General features: G+C 68.9%; 11 protein-coding genes, 1 tRNA gene, 1 other RNA gene and 4 pseudogenes. 6 read left to right on the top strand and 11 right to left on the bottom strand.

Going from position 1 to position 15,640, the window contains the following annotated elements; translation table 11 throughout:
• Window positions 1-14: 14 nt before the first annotated feature.
• Window positions 15-647: a C39 family peptidase gene (locus L6444_RS28640; RefSeq protein WP_236978811.1), complete on the top strand. Its 633-nt coding sequence runs from the start codon at window positions 15-17 to the stop codon at window positions 645-647.
• A gap of 8 nt (window positions 648-655) precedes the next feature.
• On the opposite strand, the gene recR is transcribed toward L6444_RS28640, so the two are convergent.
• Entirely contained in the window at window positions 656-1,267 is a 612-nt protein-coding gene (gene recR / locus L6444_RS28645; RefSeq protein WP_236978818.1) for a recombination mediator RecR, read from the bottom strand.
• A 4-nt stretch (window positions 1,268-1,271) separates the two neighbouring features.
• Window positions 1,272-1,631: a YbaB/EbfC family nucleoid-associated protein gene (locus L6444_RS28650; RefSeq protein ID WP_236978826.1), complete on the bottom strand. Its 360-nt coding sequence runs from the start codon at window positions 1,629-1,631 to the stop codon at window positions 1,272-1,274.
• A gap of 98 nt (window positions 1,632-1,729) precedes the next feature.
• On the opposite strand from L6444_RS28650, the gene L6444_RS28655 reads away from it, so the two are divergent.
• Window positions 1,730-2,491, top strand: a complete 762-nt coding sequence (locus L6444_RS28655; RefSeq protein WP_236978834.1) for an Rv3717 family N-acetylmuramoyl-L-alanine amidase — start codon at window positions 1,730-1,732, stop codon at window positions 2,489-2,491.
• On the opposite strand, the gene L6444_RS28660 is transcribed toward L6444_RS28655, so the two are convergent.
• Together L6444_RS28660 and L6444_RS28670 are read right to left on the bottom strand one after the other, a co-directional pair.
• Complete coding sequence (locus L6444_RS28660; protein WP_236978836.1) at window positions 2,488-2,934, bottom strand: SRPBCC family protein; 447 nt, start codon at window positions 2,932-2,934, stop codon at window positions 2,488-2,490. The genes L6444_RS28655 and L6444_RS28660 overlap by 4 nt on opposite strands.
• Window positions 2,935-2,988: 54 nt before the next feature.
• A pseudogene (locus L6444_RS28670) lies at window positions 2,989-4,835 on the bottom strand (DNA polymerase III subunits gamma/tau).
• Between the two features lie 411 nt (window positions 4,836-5,246).
• Here L6444_RS28670 and L6444_RS28675 point away from each other — a divergent pair.
• Entirely contained in the window at window positions 5,247-7,529 is a 2,283-nt protein-coding gene (locus L6444_RS28675) for a SpoIIE family protein phosphatase (protein ID WP_236978842.1), read from the top strand.
• On the opposite strand, the pseudogene L6444_RS30315 reads toward L6444_RS28675, so the two are convergent.
• The 6 genes and pseudogenes from L6444_RS30315 to ffs form a co-directional block, all read right to left on the bottom strand.
• Window positions 7,530-8,753: pseudogene (locus L6444_RS30315) on the bottom strand (Vgb family protein); the annotation flags it as partial. It lies immediately after the preceding gene.
• 122 nt (window positions 8,754-8,875) lie between these two features.
• A pseudogene (locus L6444_RS30905) lies at window positions 8,876-9,600 on the bottom strand (PE family protein); the annotation flags it as partial.
• Window positions 9,601-9,732: 132 nt separating this feature from the next.
• Window positions 9,733-9,939, bottom strand: coding sequence for a YncE family protein (locus tag L6444_RS31355; protein ID WP_459561292.1), 207 nt, complete (start codon window positions 9,937-9,939; stop codon window positions 9,733-9,735).
• A pseudogene (locus L6444_RS31360) lies at window positions 9,913-11,771 on the bottom strand (PE domain-containing protein); the annotation flags it as partial. The pseudogene L6444_RS31360 and the gene L6444_RS31355, both read right to left, overlap by 27 nt.
• Window positions 11,772-12,055: 284 nt before the next feature.
• On the bottom strand, window positions 12,056-13,342 hold the full coding sequence (locus L6444_RS28715; protein ID WP_236978844.1) for an aminotransferase class I/II-fold pyridoxal phosphate-dependent enzyme: 1,287 nt from the start codon (window positions 13,340-13,342) through the stop codon (window positions 12,056-12,058).
• Window positions 13,343-13,386: 44 nt separating this feature from the next.
• Window positions 13,387-13,484: signal recognition particle sRNA small type (ffs, locus tag L6444_RS28720), an RNA gene on the bottom strand.
• Window positions 13,485-13,586: 102 nt separating this feature from the next.
• Between ffs and L6444_RS28725 the strand changes: the two genes are divergently transcribed.
• A tRNA-Ser gene (locus tag L6444_RS28725) sits at window positions 13,587-13,675 on the top strand.
• Window positions 13,676-13,754: 79 nt separating this feature from the next.
• On the top strand, window positions 13,755-14,633 hold the full coding sequence (locus L6444_RS28730) for a hypothetical protein (protein ID WP_236978845.1): 879 nt from the start codon (window positions 13,755-13,757) through the stop codon (window positions 14,631-14,633).
• A gap of 11 nt (window positions 14,634-14,644) precedes the next feature.
• On the opposite strand, the gene L6444_RS28735 is transcribed toward L6444_RS28730, so the two are convergent.
• The gene (locus L6444_RS28735) at window positions 14,645-15,013 is read right to left on the bottom strand and encodes a hypothetical protein (RefSeq protein WP_236978847.1); all 369 of its coding nucleotides are present in this window, start codon (window positions 15,011-15,013) and stop codon (window positions 14,645-14,647) included.
• Between the two features lie 94 nt (window positions 15,014-15,107).
• Between L6444_RS28735 and L6444_RS28740 the strand changes: the two genes are divergently transcribed.
• Window positions 15,108-15,596 carry a lipoprotein LpqH gene (locus L6444_RS28740; protein WP_236978849.1) on the top strand — a complete coding sequence of 163 codons (489 nt, stop codon included), beginning with the start codon at window positions 15,108-15,110 and terminating at the stop codon, window positions 15,594-15,596.
• Window positions 15,597-15,640 lie beyond the last annotated feature (44 nt).

The raw sequence follows: 15,640 nt of genomic DNA on the forward strand, positions 1-15,640 counted from the left end.
AGTACCTTCAGCTGATGAGTGTTGCCGCCGCGACGCGACGCGGGTCCGCGCTGGGCGCGGCCGCGTGCTGCCTACTGGTCGTATTCGCCGGCACCGCGCAGGCCGACCCGAAAGCCAAACCCGGCGGCATGCACGGCGACCCGGTCGCCGCCGCACCCTACTGGCGTTATCAGAAGCAGGACCTCGACTGTGGGGAGATGGCGGTGGCCGACGTCATCGGCCAACTCACCGGCAACCTTCCCTCCGAGGAGGAGATCACTGCGGCGGCCGAAAACATCCCCAGCACAAGCCATTCCGGGCCGATCTACACACCCACGACCAGAACCAGCAACCACGACCTGCCGGTGCTGCTGGCGCACTACGGGATCAAGTCCGACGGGTCCGAAACCAACCTGGTCGCCGTGGAGCGGGCGCTGGATCAGGGACGGAAGGCGATCGTCGGAGTCAACGACAAGATCCTGTGGGACGAAGGCGGTAACCGCACCAAGGAGAACCACTTCGTCGTCGTCACCGGAATCGACACCGACGCCGCCGTGGTGCACCTCAACGACAGCGGCATCAAGGCCGGCCGCGACGAGCAGGTCTCCCTGGACACCTTCGAAGCGGCGTGGGCCACCAGCGGCCACTTCGCCGTCATCACCCGATAGACAGGGCGTCAGACCATGGCGCGGCGACCGGTGAGCGCCCTACCCAAGGTCAATTCGTCGGCGAACTCCAAATCACCACCCATCGGCAGCCCGGACGCGATCCGCGAGACGGTCAGGCCCGGGATGTCGCGCAGCATCCGCACCAGATAGGTGGCCGTCGCTTCGCCCTCGGTGTTGGGGTCGGTGGCGATGATCACCTCGGTGATGTCGACGTCGTCGACCCGCTCGCCGATGCGGGTCAGCAGCTCGCGGATGCGCAGCTGCTCGGGACCGATCCCCGACAACGGATCCAGCGCCCCACCCAACACGTGGTAGCGGCCGCGGAATTCGCGGGTGCGTTCGACCGCCTGGATGTCCTTGGGCTCCTCGACCACGCACACCAGCGAGCCATCCCGGCGCGGGTCGGCGCAGATCCGGCACCGCTCGTCGTCGGACACGTTGCCGCAGACCGCGCAGAACCGCACCCCGTCGCGAACCTTGCCCAAGACGGCCGTCAGGCGATCGATGTCCGGCGGTTCCACCGACAGCAGATGAAAGGCGATGCGCTGCGCGCTCTTGGGTCCGATGCCCGGCAGTTTGCCGAGTTCGTCGATCAGATCCTGAACGGGCCCCTCAAACATGCAGTCAGACACCCGGCACTTGGGGCGGCGGCGGCCCCGGCGGCGTGGGAGCGGCGGGCGGGCGCATGCCGCCGGCCAGCGCACCCAGCCGTTCCTGGGCCATCCGGGTGACCTGCTTGGAGGCGTCGCCCATCGCACCGACGATGAGATCCTGCAGGGTTTCGATGTCGCTGGGGTCGACCACCTTGGGATCGATCTTCACGGCGATAACCTCACCGCTGCCTTTGACGACGACCTGGACCAGCCCGCCGCCGGCTTGACCGTGCACCTCGGAGTTTGCCAGCTGCTGCTGGGCCTCGAGCAGTTTCTGCTGCATCTGCTGCGCCTGCGCCAGCAGCTGCGACATATCGCCTCCGGGTTGCATGACAGTCCCCTCGCATCTTGGTCTCGAGTTGGTTTCGCCTGCGGGTGTCGGGCGATTTGAAACATTCAGCCTAGTCCGAGCGGAGTTACGTTGACGCGGTGGACGTCAGACTGAGCCTCCGTGTCGGGATCGCCGTACTGCTGGGGGCGCTGTCCGCCGGTCTCACACCGTTGCACCCCACCGCCACGGCCGCCCCCGGCAGCCTCGCCGGCATGGTGGTATTCATCGATCCGGGTCACAACGGCGCCAACGACGCGTCCATCTCGCGTCAGGTGCCGACCGGACGGGGCGGCACCAAGGACTGCCAGGCCAGCGGCACCTCGACCAACAGCGGATACCCGGAACACACCTTTACCTGGGACACCGCGCTGCGACTGCGGGCCGCGTTGAACGCGCTCGGTGTGCGGACCGCGATGTCCCGCGGCAACGACAACGCGCTGGGTCCCTGCGTGGACGAGCGCGCCAACATGGCCAATGCGTTGCACCCCAACGCGATCGTCAGCCTGCACGGCGACGGTGGGCCGGCGTCCGGGCGGGGATTTCACGTCAACTACTCCTCGCCGCCGCTGAACGCGGCTCAGGCCGGGCCGTCGGTGCAGTTCGCCCGCGTGATGCGCGATCAGCTGCAGGCCTCGGGCCTGACCCCGGCCACCTACATCGGCCAAGGCGGGCTGTACGGACGCTCGGATCTGGCCGGCCTGAACCTGGCGCAGTACCCGTCGATTCTCGTCGAGCTGGGCAACATGAAGAACCCGGCGGACTCGGCGCTGATGGAGTCGGCCGAAGGCCGGCAGAAATACGCCGACGCGCTGGTCCGCGGCGTCGCCGGCTTCCTGGCCTCGCAGGGCCAGGCGCGTTAGCCGGGCTGGCCTTCCAGCCGGCTCTTGAGGTTGCTCAGCGTCTCGGCCTGAATCTTCTTCAGCCCCAGCGGCGCGAACGTCTTCTCGAAGAAGCCTTTGACGCCGCCGGCACCGGTCCAGGTGGTGGTGACGGTGACGCTGGCCCCGGGCCCGGCCGGGGCCACCGTCCAGTTGATGACCATCGACGAGTTCTGGTCCTTCTCGATGACGGTGTGGCCGGCGACGTCCACGTCCACCTGGACGTTGCGCACCCGCGACTCGGTTGCTTGCAGCCGCCACTTGGCGACCGTGCCCTTTCCCTGGCCGCCCTGCAGCACCTGGTACTCGCTGTACTGCGAGGGAAGAATCGCCGGGCGGACGTTCTGGTAGTCGGCCAACGCGGCGAGCACGGCCTCGGGCTCGGCGTTGATCAGGATCGTGCTGGCTGCCCTCACCTGTCCCATCAGGTGCACTCCTCTTTTCTGGTCGTGTCGTGTGTCCGGACCACGATATCGGTGCTAACCGTCGATGCGGCGCGCGCCCAATTCGTTCTGCAACAGCTCCAATGCGACCTCCTCGGGGTCGCGTCGCGGCTCGGACGGGTCGCTGCGACCGACCTCGGCGAGCATGCTCTCTTCGTCCTCGTCCGGTACGGCGACCACCGCGGGTGCCGGCTCCTCGACCGTGGGCGGTGGCGCGATCTCGGCCGCCGCCGGCGGACCGGTCTCACAGCGCACCCGCCAATTCACGCCCAGGGCATCCTTGAGCGCCTCGACGATCACGTCGGCATTGCGCTGTTCGGACAGCCGTTTGGCCAGCGGCGCCGCTTCGTGGGTCAGCACCAACGTGTCGCCTTCGACCCTCAACACTGTGGCTCCCGAGAGCATCACCGCGGTGGTTCGGCTGCGCTCGCGCACCTTGTCGCGGACGGTCGGCCACATGCTGCGCACCGCGGCGGCATTGGCTCACCCGGCGCCGCGGCCGGGTTCGCGGTTGCCGGGGCCGGGGCAGGTTTGGGTTCGGGCGCGGGTGGTGGTGGCGCGGTGGGCGGCGGCGGCGTTGCGGCCTGCGGCGGGGCGGGCGGCGCTGAGGTGGGCCGTTGTGTCGGGGGCTGTTGAGCGGCGACAGAGCGCCGGACGGGCGCGGGACGGGTCGGCGGCACATACGCGGGCACGCTGGGCTCCGCGGCACCGTCGGCGGCCGGAATCGACATCGCCAACCGCGTCTCGATGCGTTCGACACGCTGCAGCAACGCCGACTCGGTGTCCGTGGCCGACGGCAACAACAGCCGCGCGCACACCACCTCCAACAGCAGCCGCGGCGCCGTCGCGCCGCGCATCTCACCCAGGCCGGCCTGGACGACCTCGGCGTAGCGGGTCAGCGTCGCCGGCCCCAGCCGGGCCGCCTGCTCGCGCATCCGGTCCAGCACGTCCTCGGGCGCGTCGACCACACCGCGCGACACCGCATCGGGAACCGCCTGCAGCAGGATGAGGTCGCGGAAACGCTCCAGCAGGTCGGTGGCGAACCGCCGGGGGTCGTGCCCGGCGTCGATCACCGATTCGACGGCTCCGAAAAGCGCCGCAGCGTCCCCGGCGGCGAGTGCGTCGACGGCGTCGTCGATCAGCGCGACGTCGGTGGCGCCGAGCAGTCCCAGGGCCCGCTGGTAGCTGACCCGGCCGCCGTCCGATCCGGCTACCAACTGATCCAGCACCGACAGGGTGTCGCGGGGCGAGCCCCCGCCGGCGCGGATGACCAGTGGGTAGACCGCGTCGTCGACGACGACGCCTTCCTGCTCGCAGATCCGCCCGATGAGGCCCCGCATGGTGCGCGGCGGCAGCAGGCGGAACGGGTAGTGATGGGTGCGGGATCGGATGGTGGGCAGCACCTTCTCCGGCTCGGTGGTGGCGAAGATGAAGATGAGGTGTTCGGGCGGCTCCTCGACGATCTTGAGCAACGCGTTGAAGCCCGCCGTGGTCACCATGTGCGCCTCGTCGACGATGAACACCCGATAGCGGGACTGGGCCGGCGCATAGAAGGCGCGGTCGCGCAGTTCGCGGGTGTCGTCGACGCCGCCGTGGCTGGCGGCGTCCAGCTCGACCACGTCGATGCTGCCGGGGGCATTGGGGGCCAGCGCCTGACAGGAATCGCAGACACCGCAGGGGGTCGGCGTCGGGCCTTCGGCGCAGTTCAGCGACCGGGCCAGGATCCGCGCCGAGGACGTCTTGCCGCAGCCCCGCGGGCCGGAGAACAGGTAGGCGTGGTTGATCCGGCCCGCTTGCAGGGCCACCGACAACGGCTCGGTGACGTGCTCCTGCCCCACCACCTCGGCGAAGGTTGCCGGTCGATACTTGCGGTAGAGAGCCACGGTGAGCAGGCTACCCAGCCTGTCCGACGATGCGCGCCCGCAGGGCGCGAGGAGGAGGCGGGCAATCCGGCACAGCCTGTCCGACGATGCGCGCCCGCAGGGCGCGAGGAGGAGGCGGGCAATCCGGCACAGCCTGTCCGACGATGCGCGCCCGCAGGGCGCGAGGAGGAGGCGGAGAGCGGGTCGCCAGGCAGTGTGAGAATACCGACCCTTCCGGCCCGCCAGATTGAAATCCGGCCGGTCCGTCAACCCAACCTGTGACAAGACTGCGAAAGGCGAGCCTGACGATGCCGGACGACGTCCGCCCAGGCCGTCGATAAAGGAGCCGTTGATGACGCGTCACGCTGCTGGTTACATAGGCGAACGGGCATTGGTTGTCACACGAAAGGCTTCGAGTAAGGGGTTCATCAGATGATCGGCGGCGAGGTGCCGGGCCGCCCCTCGGCGCTGGAGAGCGACGAACTCGTTCCGGTCGGGACGCCCATCGACCTGGAGAATTGTGCGCGGGAACCGATCCACATTCCCGGCCACATCCAGCCACGCGGGGTGCTTGCGGTGGTTCGCGAGCCCGGATTCGAGCTGCGCCAAGTCAGCGCCAACGTCGGCGAGCTGCTGGGTCGGTCCGTCGACGACGTGTTGGGAAAACACCTGTCCGCGCTGATCGGCGTCGAGCAGGCCGCACGGATCGAACACGCGGCGGCGGCTTTCGGCGACCTGCGGCAACGCAATCCTCTCGAGTGCCAGATCTACGTCGACGGCGAGCCGCGGGCATTCGACGCCATCCTGCGCCGGGAACCGGACGGGATACTGCTGGTCGAGCTGGAAATCGCCTACGGCGAGCGGCCTTTCTCCTTTCCGAACACTTACCAGGCGGTGCGCAGCTCCATCGAGGATCTGAACGGCGCCGCCACCCTGGCCGAGCTCTACGACACCACCGCCCGCGCGGTCCGCGACCTCACCGGCTTCGACCGCGTGATGGTGTATCGCTACGACCAGGACTACAACGGCGAGGTGGTCGCCGAGTCCAAGCGCGACGACCTCAACTCCTTTCTCGGGTTGCACTACCCGTCCACCGACATCCCCGCGCAGGCCCGCGCGCTGTACGAGAAGAACTGGATCCGGCTGATCTCCGACGTCGACTACACGCCGACTCCGCTGGTGCCGGCGGTGGATCCAGACAGTGGCCAGCCACTGGACCTGACCTACGCGACGCTGCGGGCCGTCTCACCCATCCACATCGAATACCTGCAGAACATGGGCGTGCACGCGTCGATGTCGATCTCGCTGCTGCGCCACGGCCGGTTGTGGGGCCTGATCGCCTGCCATCACTATGCGGGCCCGCACCTGCCGCCGTTCGGCACCCGGGCGGCGGCCGAATTCCTGGGTTCCACCTTGTCGCTGCGGCTGGTCGATCGGTTCGAGGACGACCAGTTGCACAAGCGGCTGGCCGCCCAAGCGGTGCTCACCAAGATCATCGCCGCCACCCTGGACGACGGCGAGCCGCTGCCGTCGGCCCTGCTCGGTGCGCCAAATCTGCTGGACCTGATTCCTGCCGAAGGCGTCGTCGTCAACATCCAGGGCGACCGTCGGGAGCGCGGCACGGTGCCGCCGCCGGACGTGGTGGCCATGGTCGCCGCCTGGGCCCGCGGCGCGGGCGAAGAGATCGCCAGCAGCGAAAACCTGGTGACCGATCTGCCCGCCCTGGACCTCGACCCGCAGTTGGCCGCCGGCGCGCTCGCGCTGAACCTGCCCGACGGGCAGTACGCCATCTGGTTCCGCCGCGAGGTGCTGCGTTCGGTGGACTGGGGCGGCGACCCGTACAACAAGGCGATCGCGGTCAACGAAGGCGATTCGGTGCGGCTGAGTCCGCGCAAGTCGTTCGAGCGCTGGCGCGAGATCGTGCACCAGCGCAGTGATCCGTGGACGCTCAGCGAAACCGAATCCGCGGAGACGCTGCGACGTCACCTGGTGGAGTCGCTGTACCGCCGCACCCGGGGTGCGTTGCGGATGGCCGAAACGCTGCAGCGCAGTTTGCTGCCCGAGTCCATACCGCGACTGGACAGCTGGCACCTGTCGGCGCACTACGAGCCGGCCGCGGGCGACAACGTCGGCGGCGACTGGTACGACGCATTCCAACTGCGGGACGGCCGCTTGGTCCTGCTGCTGGGCGATGTCGCCGGTCACGGCGTCGCGGCCGCGGGAATCATGGCGCAGTTGCGCAACGCCCTGCGGGCTCAGCTGTTTGCCGGCGCCGCACCCGCCGAGGCGCTCAACCAGCTCAACGACTTCTGCGTGCACATGCTGCCCAGCGCGTTCGCCACCGTTATCGCCGCCCGCATCGATTTGGGCTCGGGCCAGGTGGAGGCCGCATCCGCCGGCCACCTGATGCCGTATCTGACCGACGCCGCATCGGCAGCCACCCAGGCCCCGATCCGGATTTCGCCGCCGATCGGGATCCGGGGCGTGACCTACACGCCGAGCACGTTCGTGGTCGCGCCCGGACACGGGCTGGTGATGTACTCCGACGGGCTGGTGGAGCGCCGCCGCAAGTCGATCGACGACGGTCTCGACCGGTTGGCCGAGACCCTCAGCCGCGTCGGCAATGCGTCCGCCACCCGGATCTGGCGGGCGATGTCGACGGTGTTGGGCAACACCGACGATGACGTCGCCATCGTCAGCCTGCGCCGCCCCTGATCAGCCGCTGATCACCGATACCGAACCGGTCGTGTAGTTGGTGACGTACACCACGCCGGTAAGGGGGTCTACCGCCACGCCGTACGGCGTGGTACCGACCGGGATGGTGGCGCTGACGGTGTTGGTACTGGGGTTGATCACCGACACCGTGCCGTCGACGGCGTTGGTGACGAAGACGTAGCCATTGGTCTGATTCGCCGCGACCGCGAACGGCCCAGTACCCACTCCCACGGTGCCGGTGACGGTGTTGGTCGACGTGTCGATCACCGACACGGTTCCGCTGCGGCTATTGGCGACATAGACATTGCTGTCCGGGCCGACGGCAATTCCGCGCGGTGCGTCGCCGACATCAATGGGTGACCCGGTGACGAAGTTGGTGTTCGGGTTGATCACCGACACGGTGTCGCTGTTGTAGTTGGTGACGTACACGTTTCCGCCCGGGTTGGCCGCGATCCCGGTCGGGCCGTCGCCGACCGGGATGCTCGGTACGGCGACGGTGTTGGTGGCCGGGTTGATCACCGTCACTGTGTCGCTGGTGTAGTTGGTGACGTAAATGCTGCCGCCCGGGTTGGCGGCGACGCCCAACGGATCGGTGCCGACGGCGATGGGTGACCCGGTGACGGTGTTGCTGGGGGCGTAGATCACCGATACCGTGTCGCTGCCCAAGTTGGTCACGTAGAGATTGCCGGTCTGACTGACGGCTATCCCGTAGGGCAGGTTACCGACGGCGATGACCCCGTTGATGCTGTTGGTGGCGGGGTCGAGGATCGAGACGTTGCCACTACCGGAATTGACGACATACACGTTGCCGCCCGGGTTCACCACCACCCCGTATGGGCGGTCGAAGCCGTAGACGGTGGTCACGGTGCCGCCGGAACCACCGGCGCCGCCGACGCCGCCGGCCCCACCGGTCTGGCCGAGCGCGGCACTGCCGGCGCCGCCCGCGGTGCCCGGAGCGCTGAAGCCGGCGAGCGCGGCGCCACCGGTGGCTCCGGTTCCACCGCCACCACCCGCACCACCGATACCCGCGGCACCCGCGTGTCCGGTGGAACCCAAGAAGCCGGTCCCGAAGATACCGGCGGCACCCCCGGCGCCACCGAGGCCGCCGTTGCCGCCGGCCCCACCGGTGCCGCCAGAACCACCGGCGACGCCCCAGCTGATGCTGGCCGCGCCGTTGCCGCCGACGCCGCCGGTACCGCCGTCACCGCCCAATCCGCCGGCCCCGCCGTGACCGAACAACCCCCAACTGGCCCCGCCCGCGCCGCCGCGGCCACCCGCGCCACCGGCGAAACCGGTGTCGCCGGAGGCGCCGTTGACGCCCGAGGCAGCTACGGTGAGGCTCGCCGCCCCGAGCCGCCGGCTCCGCCGTGTCCGCCGATCCCGAACAGCAGCGAGCGCCCGGCACCCCCGGCACCGCCTGCGCCCCCGGCACCGCCGGCTCCCGTCGTGCTGTCCGCCCCGTTTCCGCCGATACCGCCGGCCCCGCCGGGCTCCACCAGCCGCCGGCTCCCCGGCCCCGCCGGCGCCGCCGGCCCCACCGTTGACGCCGTTTCCGCCTGCTCCCCGGCGCCACCGCGCCCGAGCAGCCCCGCCGATCCGCCCTTACCGCCGGCCTGCCCAGCCCGCCCGAACCGCCGGCACCACCGTTGCCCCACAAGAAGCCGCCGTCGCCACCGGCCTGCCCAGTGCCCGCGGCGCCGTCGGCTCCGTTACCGATCAACGGGCGCCCAAACAACCACTCCGTCGGCGCATTGATCACGTCCAGCAACGTCTGCAACGGCGCCACGGCGGCCGCCTCGGCCCCGGCATACGCGCCGGCACTCGAGTTCAGCGCTTGCACGAAGCGTTCGTGTGCCAGACCCACTTGCGCACCGACGGTCTGGAACTCCTGCCCGAATTCGCTGAACCAAGTCGACACCGCGGCCGACACCTCGTCGGCAGCCGCCGGCAGCACACTGATCGTGGCCGGAGCCACCGACGCCGCCGCCGACCTCACCGCCGAACCGATCTTGGCGGCGTCCGCCGACGCCGCAGCCAGCACATCCGTATCGACAACCAAGAATGAAGACACCAATATCTCCTAACTACGCCCGATGACAGCAAACTTCAAAAACAACAGCAACTGCGCTCCGCGCGTCAGCGGCCAGCCCCAGCACCCTGTCGCGCCTCCTCTCCGGGACGAACCGGCAAACTTTAAGTCAGGTCATGCGCTGATCACCGAGACGGTGCCGCTCTGGAAGTTGGCGACGTAGACCGCCCCGGTCACCGGGTCGATGGCCACGCCGTACGGCGACGAACCAACCGGGATGGTTGCGGTGACGGTGTTGGTGGTCGGGTTGATCACCGAGACCGTGCCGTCCGCTAGGCGGTTGGTGACGAAGACGTAGTCGCTGGTCGGACTGACCGCCACCCCGTAGGGAGAACTCCCAGCGGCGACGGTGCCGGTGACGGTGTTGGTGGCGGGGTCGATCACCGAGACCGTGCCGCTGGCGGTGTTGGTGACGTAGACATTGCCGCCCGGATTGACCGCGACGCCGTACGGACCGTCGCCGACGCCGATCGGCGATCCGGTGACGGTGTTGGTGGCCGGGTTGATCACCGACACCGTGTCGCTGCCGTAGTTGGCGACGTACACGTTGCCGCCCGGATCGACCGCCACTCCATAGGGGGCCTGGCCGACCCCGATGCCGGTCACCGTGTTGGTGGCGGGGTTGATCACCGATACCGAGTTGCCGGAGGCGTTCGTGACGTAGACGTCGCCACCCGGGTTGACCGCCACCCCGTAGGGAGTCTGCCCGACTCCGATGCCGCCGGTGACGGTGTTGGTGACGGGGTCGATCACCGCGACCGAGTTGCTGTTGGGGTTGGTGACATAGATATTGCCACCGGGATTGACCGCGATACCTGTCGGATTTGCGACGGGAATGCTGGCGACGACCGTGTTGGTCACCGGATCGATCACCGACACCGCGGCGCCGTTGGGGTTGGTGACGTAGACGTAGCCGCCCGGGTCGAGCGCGACGCCGTACGGGGAGTTCAGGCCCGAGATGGTGGTCACCGTGCCGCCGGAGCCGCCGGTTCCGCCTACACCTCCGGCCCCGCCGGACACCCCGACGGCGGCGCTGCCGGTGCCGCCAGCAGCGCCGAAAGCGTTGAAGCCGGCCGTCGCGGCGCCACCCAGGCCCCCGGTGCCACCAGAACCGCCGGTACCACCCACACCGGCGGCACCGGTATGCCCGGTGGCGCCCAGGAAGCCCGTCCCGAAGAGACCCGCCGAGCCACCGGCACCGCCTGCCCCGGCGTTGCCGCCGGCGCCCCCGATTCCACCGGTCCCGCCGACCACACCCCAGGTCGTGCTGGCCGCGCCGGTTCCACCGACACCACCCACCCCGCCGTCGCCGCCGGCGCCACCGGAACCGCCGACACTGAACAGACCCCAACTTGTCCCGCCGGCACCGCCCCGGCCGCCGGCCCCGCCGGTGTATCCGGCGGCACCGGTGGCGCCCGCCGCCAAACTCGATCCGCCGTCACCACCGGCTCCGCCGGCGCCGCCGGGTCCCCAGAACACCGCCCGCCCGACACCTCCGGCGCCACCGGCACCACCCGCGCCCCCGGCACCGGTCGTGCTGTCCGCGCCGATCCCACCGACACCACCGGCTCCGCCGCGACCGGCCCACCAGCCGCCGGCTCCGCCCGACCCGCCAGCCCCGCGGCGCCACCGTTGAGACCATCTCCGCCGGCTCCGCCGGCACCGCCACGCCCGAGCAGCCCCGCGGATCCACCCTTGCCACCGGCTTGCCCGGCCCCGCCCGAACCACCGGCACCACCGTTACCCCACAGGAAGCCGCCGTCCCCTCCGGCCTGCCCGGTGCCCGCGGCGCCGTCGGCTCCGTTGCCGATCAATGGGCGCCCGAACAACCACTCCGTCGGCGCGTTGATCACATCCAGCGCGGTTTGCAACGGCGCCACGTTGACCGCCTCGGCACCGGCATATGCCGCCGCACTCGCGGACATGGTGCTCACGAACCGTTCGTGCGCCAGCCCCACCTGCGCGTCCAGTGTCTGGAACTCCCGGGCGAAGTCGCCGAAGAAGTTCGACACCGCCGCCGACACCTCGTCGGCGGCCGCCGGCACCAAGCCCACCGTGGCCGGCGCCGCCGATGCTGCCGCCGACCTGACCGCAGCACCGATACCGGCCAACTTCGCCGACACCGCCTCCAGCGCCTCCGGAGCTGCAACCACATGCGACGACACGAAGGCCTCCCGACCAGAACTCGACGGCACCGAACCTCGGCGCTCAGCAACCGATCGCCGCACTCCAAAAACCGGATTTCGACGGCTCTCAGGACCCGGATACGGCGCAGACTGAAATTAACTCAGCGCACTGTCGGGTGCTCTGGTAACAGACCAAAAGCCTTGCGCTACTTTGAAATTCCCACCAATAGGGGGATCAGGCATCCACCGATAGGGGGAGCCGTGGTCAGGCGCTCCCCGCGTTGAGCGGACCGCTGCGCCGACGCGCGGATCTACCTGTCGAGCAACGACTCGGTGGCGGCCAGCAGCGCGCAGGTCGACAGCCCGTCGACGGCGTCGCGCAGGTCCGGCAGCGACGGGAACGACGGCGCGATCCGGATGTTCTTGTCGTCCGGGTCCTTGCGGTACGGGAAGGACGCACCTGCTTCGGTGACCGCGATACCTGCGTCCTTGGCCAGCGCGACCGTGCGACGCGCAGTACCCGGCATGACGTCGAGGCTGACGAAGTAACCGCCCTTGGGGTCGGTCCACGAGGCGATCTTGGACTCCCCGAGCCGCTGTTCCAGAATCTCGGCCACCAGCGCGAATTTCGGCGCCAGGATCTGCTGGTGCCGCTGCATGTGCAACCGGACGCCGTCGGCGTCGCCGAAGAAGCGCAGGTGCCGCAACTGGTTGACCTTGTCCGGGCCGATCGACTTCTTCGCGGCGTACTGCAGGTACCAGGCGATGTTGCCCAGCGATCCGCCGAAGAAGCTCACACCGGCACCGGCGAAGGTGATCTTCGAGGTGGAGGCGAAGATGTAGGGCCGGTTGGGGTTGCCGGCCTTGGTGGCCAGTCCCAGTACGTCGACCTGACGGATGAACTCGTGGGTCAACGTGTGCACCGCGTACGCGTTGTCCCAGAACAGCCGGAAGTCGGGGGCCGCCGTCTGCATCTGCACCAGGCGGCGCACGGTCTCCCACGAGTAGGTGATCCCGGTCGGATTGCCGAACACCGGCACCGTCCACATGCCTTTGATCGCCGGGTCGGCGGCGACCAGTTCTTCGATCAGGCCGACGTCGGGGCCGTCCTCGAGCATCGGGATCGGGATCATCTCGATGCCCAGCGTCTCGGTGATGGCGAAGTGCCGGTCGTAGCCGGGTACCGGGCACAGGAACTTGACGGCAGGTTCTTTGATCCAGGGCCGCGGCGAGTCGACGCCGCCGTGCAGCATCGAGAAGGTGACGACGTCGTGCATGAACTCCAGGCTGGCGTTGTTGCCGGCGATCAGGTTCTGCACGGGTAGGCCCAGCAGCTCGGCGAAGATCGCCCGCAGGCCGGGCAGGCCGTGCAGGCCGCCGTAGTTGCGGGTGTCGGTACCCTCCGGGTCCCTGTAGCTGTCCTTGGATTCGTCGCCGGGCAGGCTCAGCAGCTGGTTGGACAGGTCGAGCTGCTCGGGTGCCGGCTTTCCGCGGGTGAGGTCCAGCGCGAGCTTCTTGGCTTGCAGTGCCGCGTACTCCTGCTGGTGGCGGGCATGCACCCCGGACAGTTCGTCAGGGCTGAGGGACTCGAACGACACCATGCGGCCCTTTCGCCGTCAGAAACGAAATCAGACGTGATCTCACAGAGGGGACCCCGCGCACCCGACAGAGCCCATTGACCCTTGCTGCCTTCCGGCCCTGGGGGGAGTTCACAGGATAGACGCCGCGCGGGGTCCATCGGCGAGTGTAATACCTGCGATCGGACGCCTCGGCGACGGCTTGGAGAGGCCGGTCGGCAGGTCCAAGGGACACTCGACTCCGTTCAGCCGCTACCATGACCACGGAGGATTCGCCTAGTGGCCTATGGCGCTCGCCTGGAACGCGGGTTGGGTTAACAGCCCTCGCGGGTTCAAATCCCGCATCCTCCGCCAAACGGTCCGCCGTGTGACCAGGGACGATACCGGTCCCGGTCGACTTCCGCGGCCTGAGCAGACCAGCCTGAGGAGGGGTATGGGGCGCAAAGTCGCCATGCTGTGGCACGCGTCGTTCACGATCGGCGCCGGCGTCCTCTACTTCTATTTCGTACTGCCCCGATGGCCCGAACTGGTGGGCGACACCAGTCAGGGGCTGGGGATGGCGCTGCGCATCGTCGCAGGCGTGCTGATCGGGTTGGCCGCGCTGCCGGTGGTGTTCACCCTGTTACGCACCCGCAAGCCCGAACTGGGCACACCGCAGTTGGCACTCACGATCCGAACCTGGTCGATCGTGGCGCATGTCACCGCCGCAGTCCTGATCGTGGGCACCGCGATCAGCGAGAACTGGCTCAGCCTCGACAAAGCCGGCCAGTGGTTGTTCGCGATCTACGGCGCTGCCGCCGCGATCGCGGTGCTGGGCTTCTTCGCGTTCTACCTGTCGTTCGTCGCCGAGCTTCCGCCGCCTCCGCCGAAACCGATCAAGCCGAAGAAAGACAAGAAGGAAAAGAAGCGCGGCCTGCGCGGGAAGAAGCGCGGCGCGGTCGGCGAGTCCGACGATCACGTCGCTGACGACGAAGACGAAGACGACGAGGACGAGGTTGCCGACGCCGAGGACGACGGCGTCGAGGCAGCCGAGGCCGAGGAAGACGCCGAGACCGTCGCGGCGAAGACCGAGACCAGCCAGACCGTCCCGGCTGACACCGAGGTGGCCCCCGCGGGCGTCAACCTGGAAAAGGACGAGAGCCCCGAGCCGGAAACGGTCGCCGACGAGGACACCGAGGCCGCCACGGCGGAAACCGTCGAGGCACCGGTGCCCGACTCGTCCGGGCAACCGCGGCTACGCAACCGCCGTCCGACCGGCAAAACCTCCCATCGCCGCCGGCGCACCCGGGGTGGCGTCGCGGTCGACGAATAACTCCTCGGCCCTCAGACCAAAACCACCGGGATATCGGTGTTCTCGTCGGTGTGGTAGCTCGCGCACACCCGGTGGTAGCCGTCGGCGATCTGCAGCGGGACACCTTTGGTGTAATCGCCGCGCACCAGCAGGATCGGCGAGAGCGGCTGACCCTTCTTGATCTTGGCCAGATCCGCGGCGACGTGCGGATTTTCCTCGGGCAGCAGCCGTAACCGCGCGGCCCGCAGGATGTCCTTGGCCTTCTTGTGCACGATGCTCGCAGCGCGCAGCTTGTCCGTCACGTCGTTGACGGTGTGCATGTCGGCGAGCAGGGCGAGATAGTCGGCGGCGGCTGGAAAGTCGTGGTCCTCGGGCTGTTTGAGCCACTTCACACTTGACATGCCGCCACCATAATTGGGATCGGTAGCGAGCGCGGCGGTCTGTACTTCTGCCATGACGACGCCAACGGGGCGGCGCATGACGGAAGGAAGTTCGATGAATCGTGTTATCGCGGCTGCGATCGGCACCCTTGGCTGCGCGACGGTGCTGGTGGGGTGTTCCAGCGGCGGCCACACGGCCGGCCCGGCGTCCAACGGCCCGGCATCGAGTATTTCCGCCGGCGGCGGCGCCACCGAGGTCAAAGTGGGCGGCACCGACCTGGCCGGGGTCAACCCGTCGTCGGTGACCTGCGTCAAACAGGGCGGCAAGATCAACATCGGCAGCGGGGCCACCAACGGCCAGCAACAGGCACTGGCGGTGGTGATGACCGACGCGAACCCGCCCACGGTCGACTCGCTGGCTCTGGTCGTGGACGGCAATGCCCTGTCGGTGGCCGACAACATGGGCAGCAAGGTCGGCTCGGCCAAGGTCGCGGTGGAGGGCAAGACCTACACCATCACCGGGCAGGCGCAGGGCGCGGACCTGAGAAACCCGCTGGCGGGCATGATCACCAAAGACTTCAGTATCAAGGTGACCTGCGGCTGATGAGGGGTGATCCGGCGCGGCGGGCATACAGTCGATGCCCGCCG

This window comes from Mycobacterium kiyosense (assembly GCA_021654635.1).
GTDB lineage: Bacteria > Actinomycetota > Actinomycetes > Mycobacteriales > Mycobacteriaceae > Mycobacterium > Mycobacterium kiyosense.

Excerpts from the sequence above, each read along its gene's own strand:
- L6444_RS28640 (WP_236978811.1), top strand. The coding sequence starts at position 15 with ATGAGTGTTGCCGCCGCGACGCGACGCGGGTCCGCGCTGGGCGCGGCC.
- recR (WP_236978818.1), bottom strand. The coding sequence starts at position 1,267 with ATGTTTGAGGGGCCCGTTCAGGATCTGATCGACGAACTCGGCAAACTG.
- L6444_RS28650 (WP_236978826.1), bottom strand. The coding sequence starts at position 1,631 with ATGCAACCCGGAGGCGATATGTCGCAGCTGCTGGCGCAGGCGCAGCAG.
- L6444_RS28660 (WP_236978836.1), bottom strand. The coding sequence starts at position 2,934 with ATGGGACAGGTGAGGGCAGCCAGCACGATCCTGATCAACGCCGAGCCC.
- L6444_RS28675 (WP_236978842.1), top strand. The coding sequence starts at position 5,247 with ATGATCGGCGGCGAGGTGCCGGGCCGCCCCTCGGCGCTGGAGAGCGAC.
- L6444_RS28730 (WP_236978845.1), top strand. The coding sequence starts at position 13,755 with ATGGGGCGCAAAGTCGCCATGCTGTGGCACGCGTCGTTCACGATCGGC.
- L6444_RS28735 (WP_236978847.1), bottom strand. The coding sequence starts at position 15,013 with ATGTCAAGTGTGAAGTGGCTCAAACAGCCCGAGGACCACGACTTTCCA.
- L6444_RS28740 (WP_236978849.1), top strand. The coding sequence starts at position 15,108 with ATGAATCGTGTTATCGCGGCTGCGATCGGCACCCTTGGCTGCGCGACG.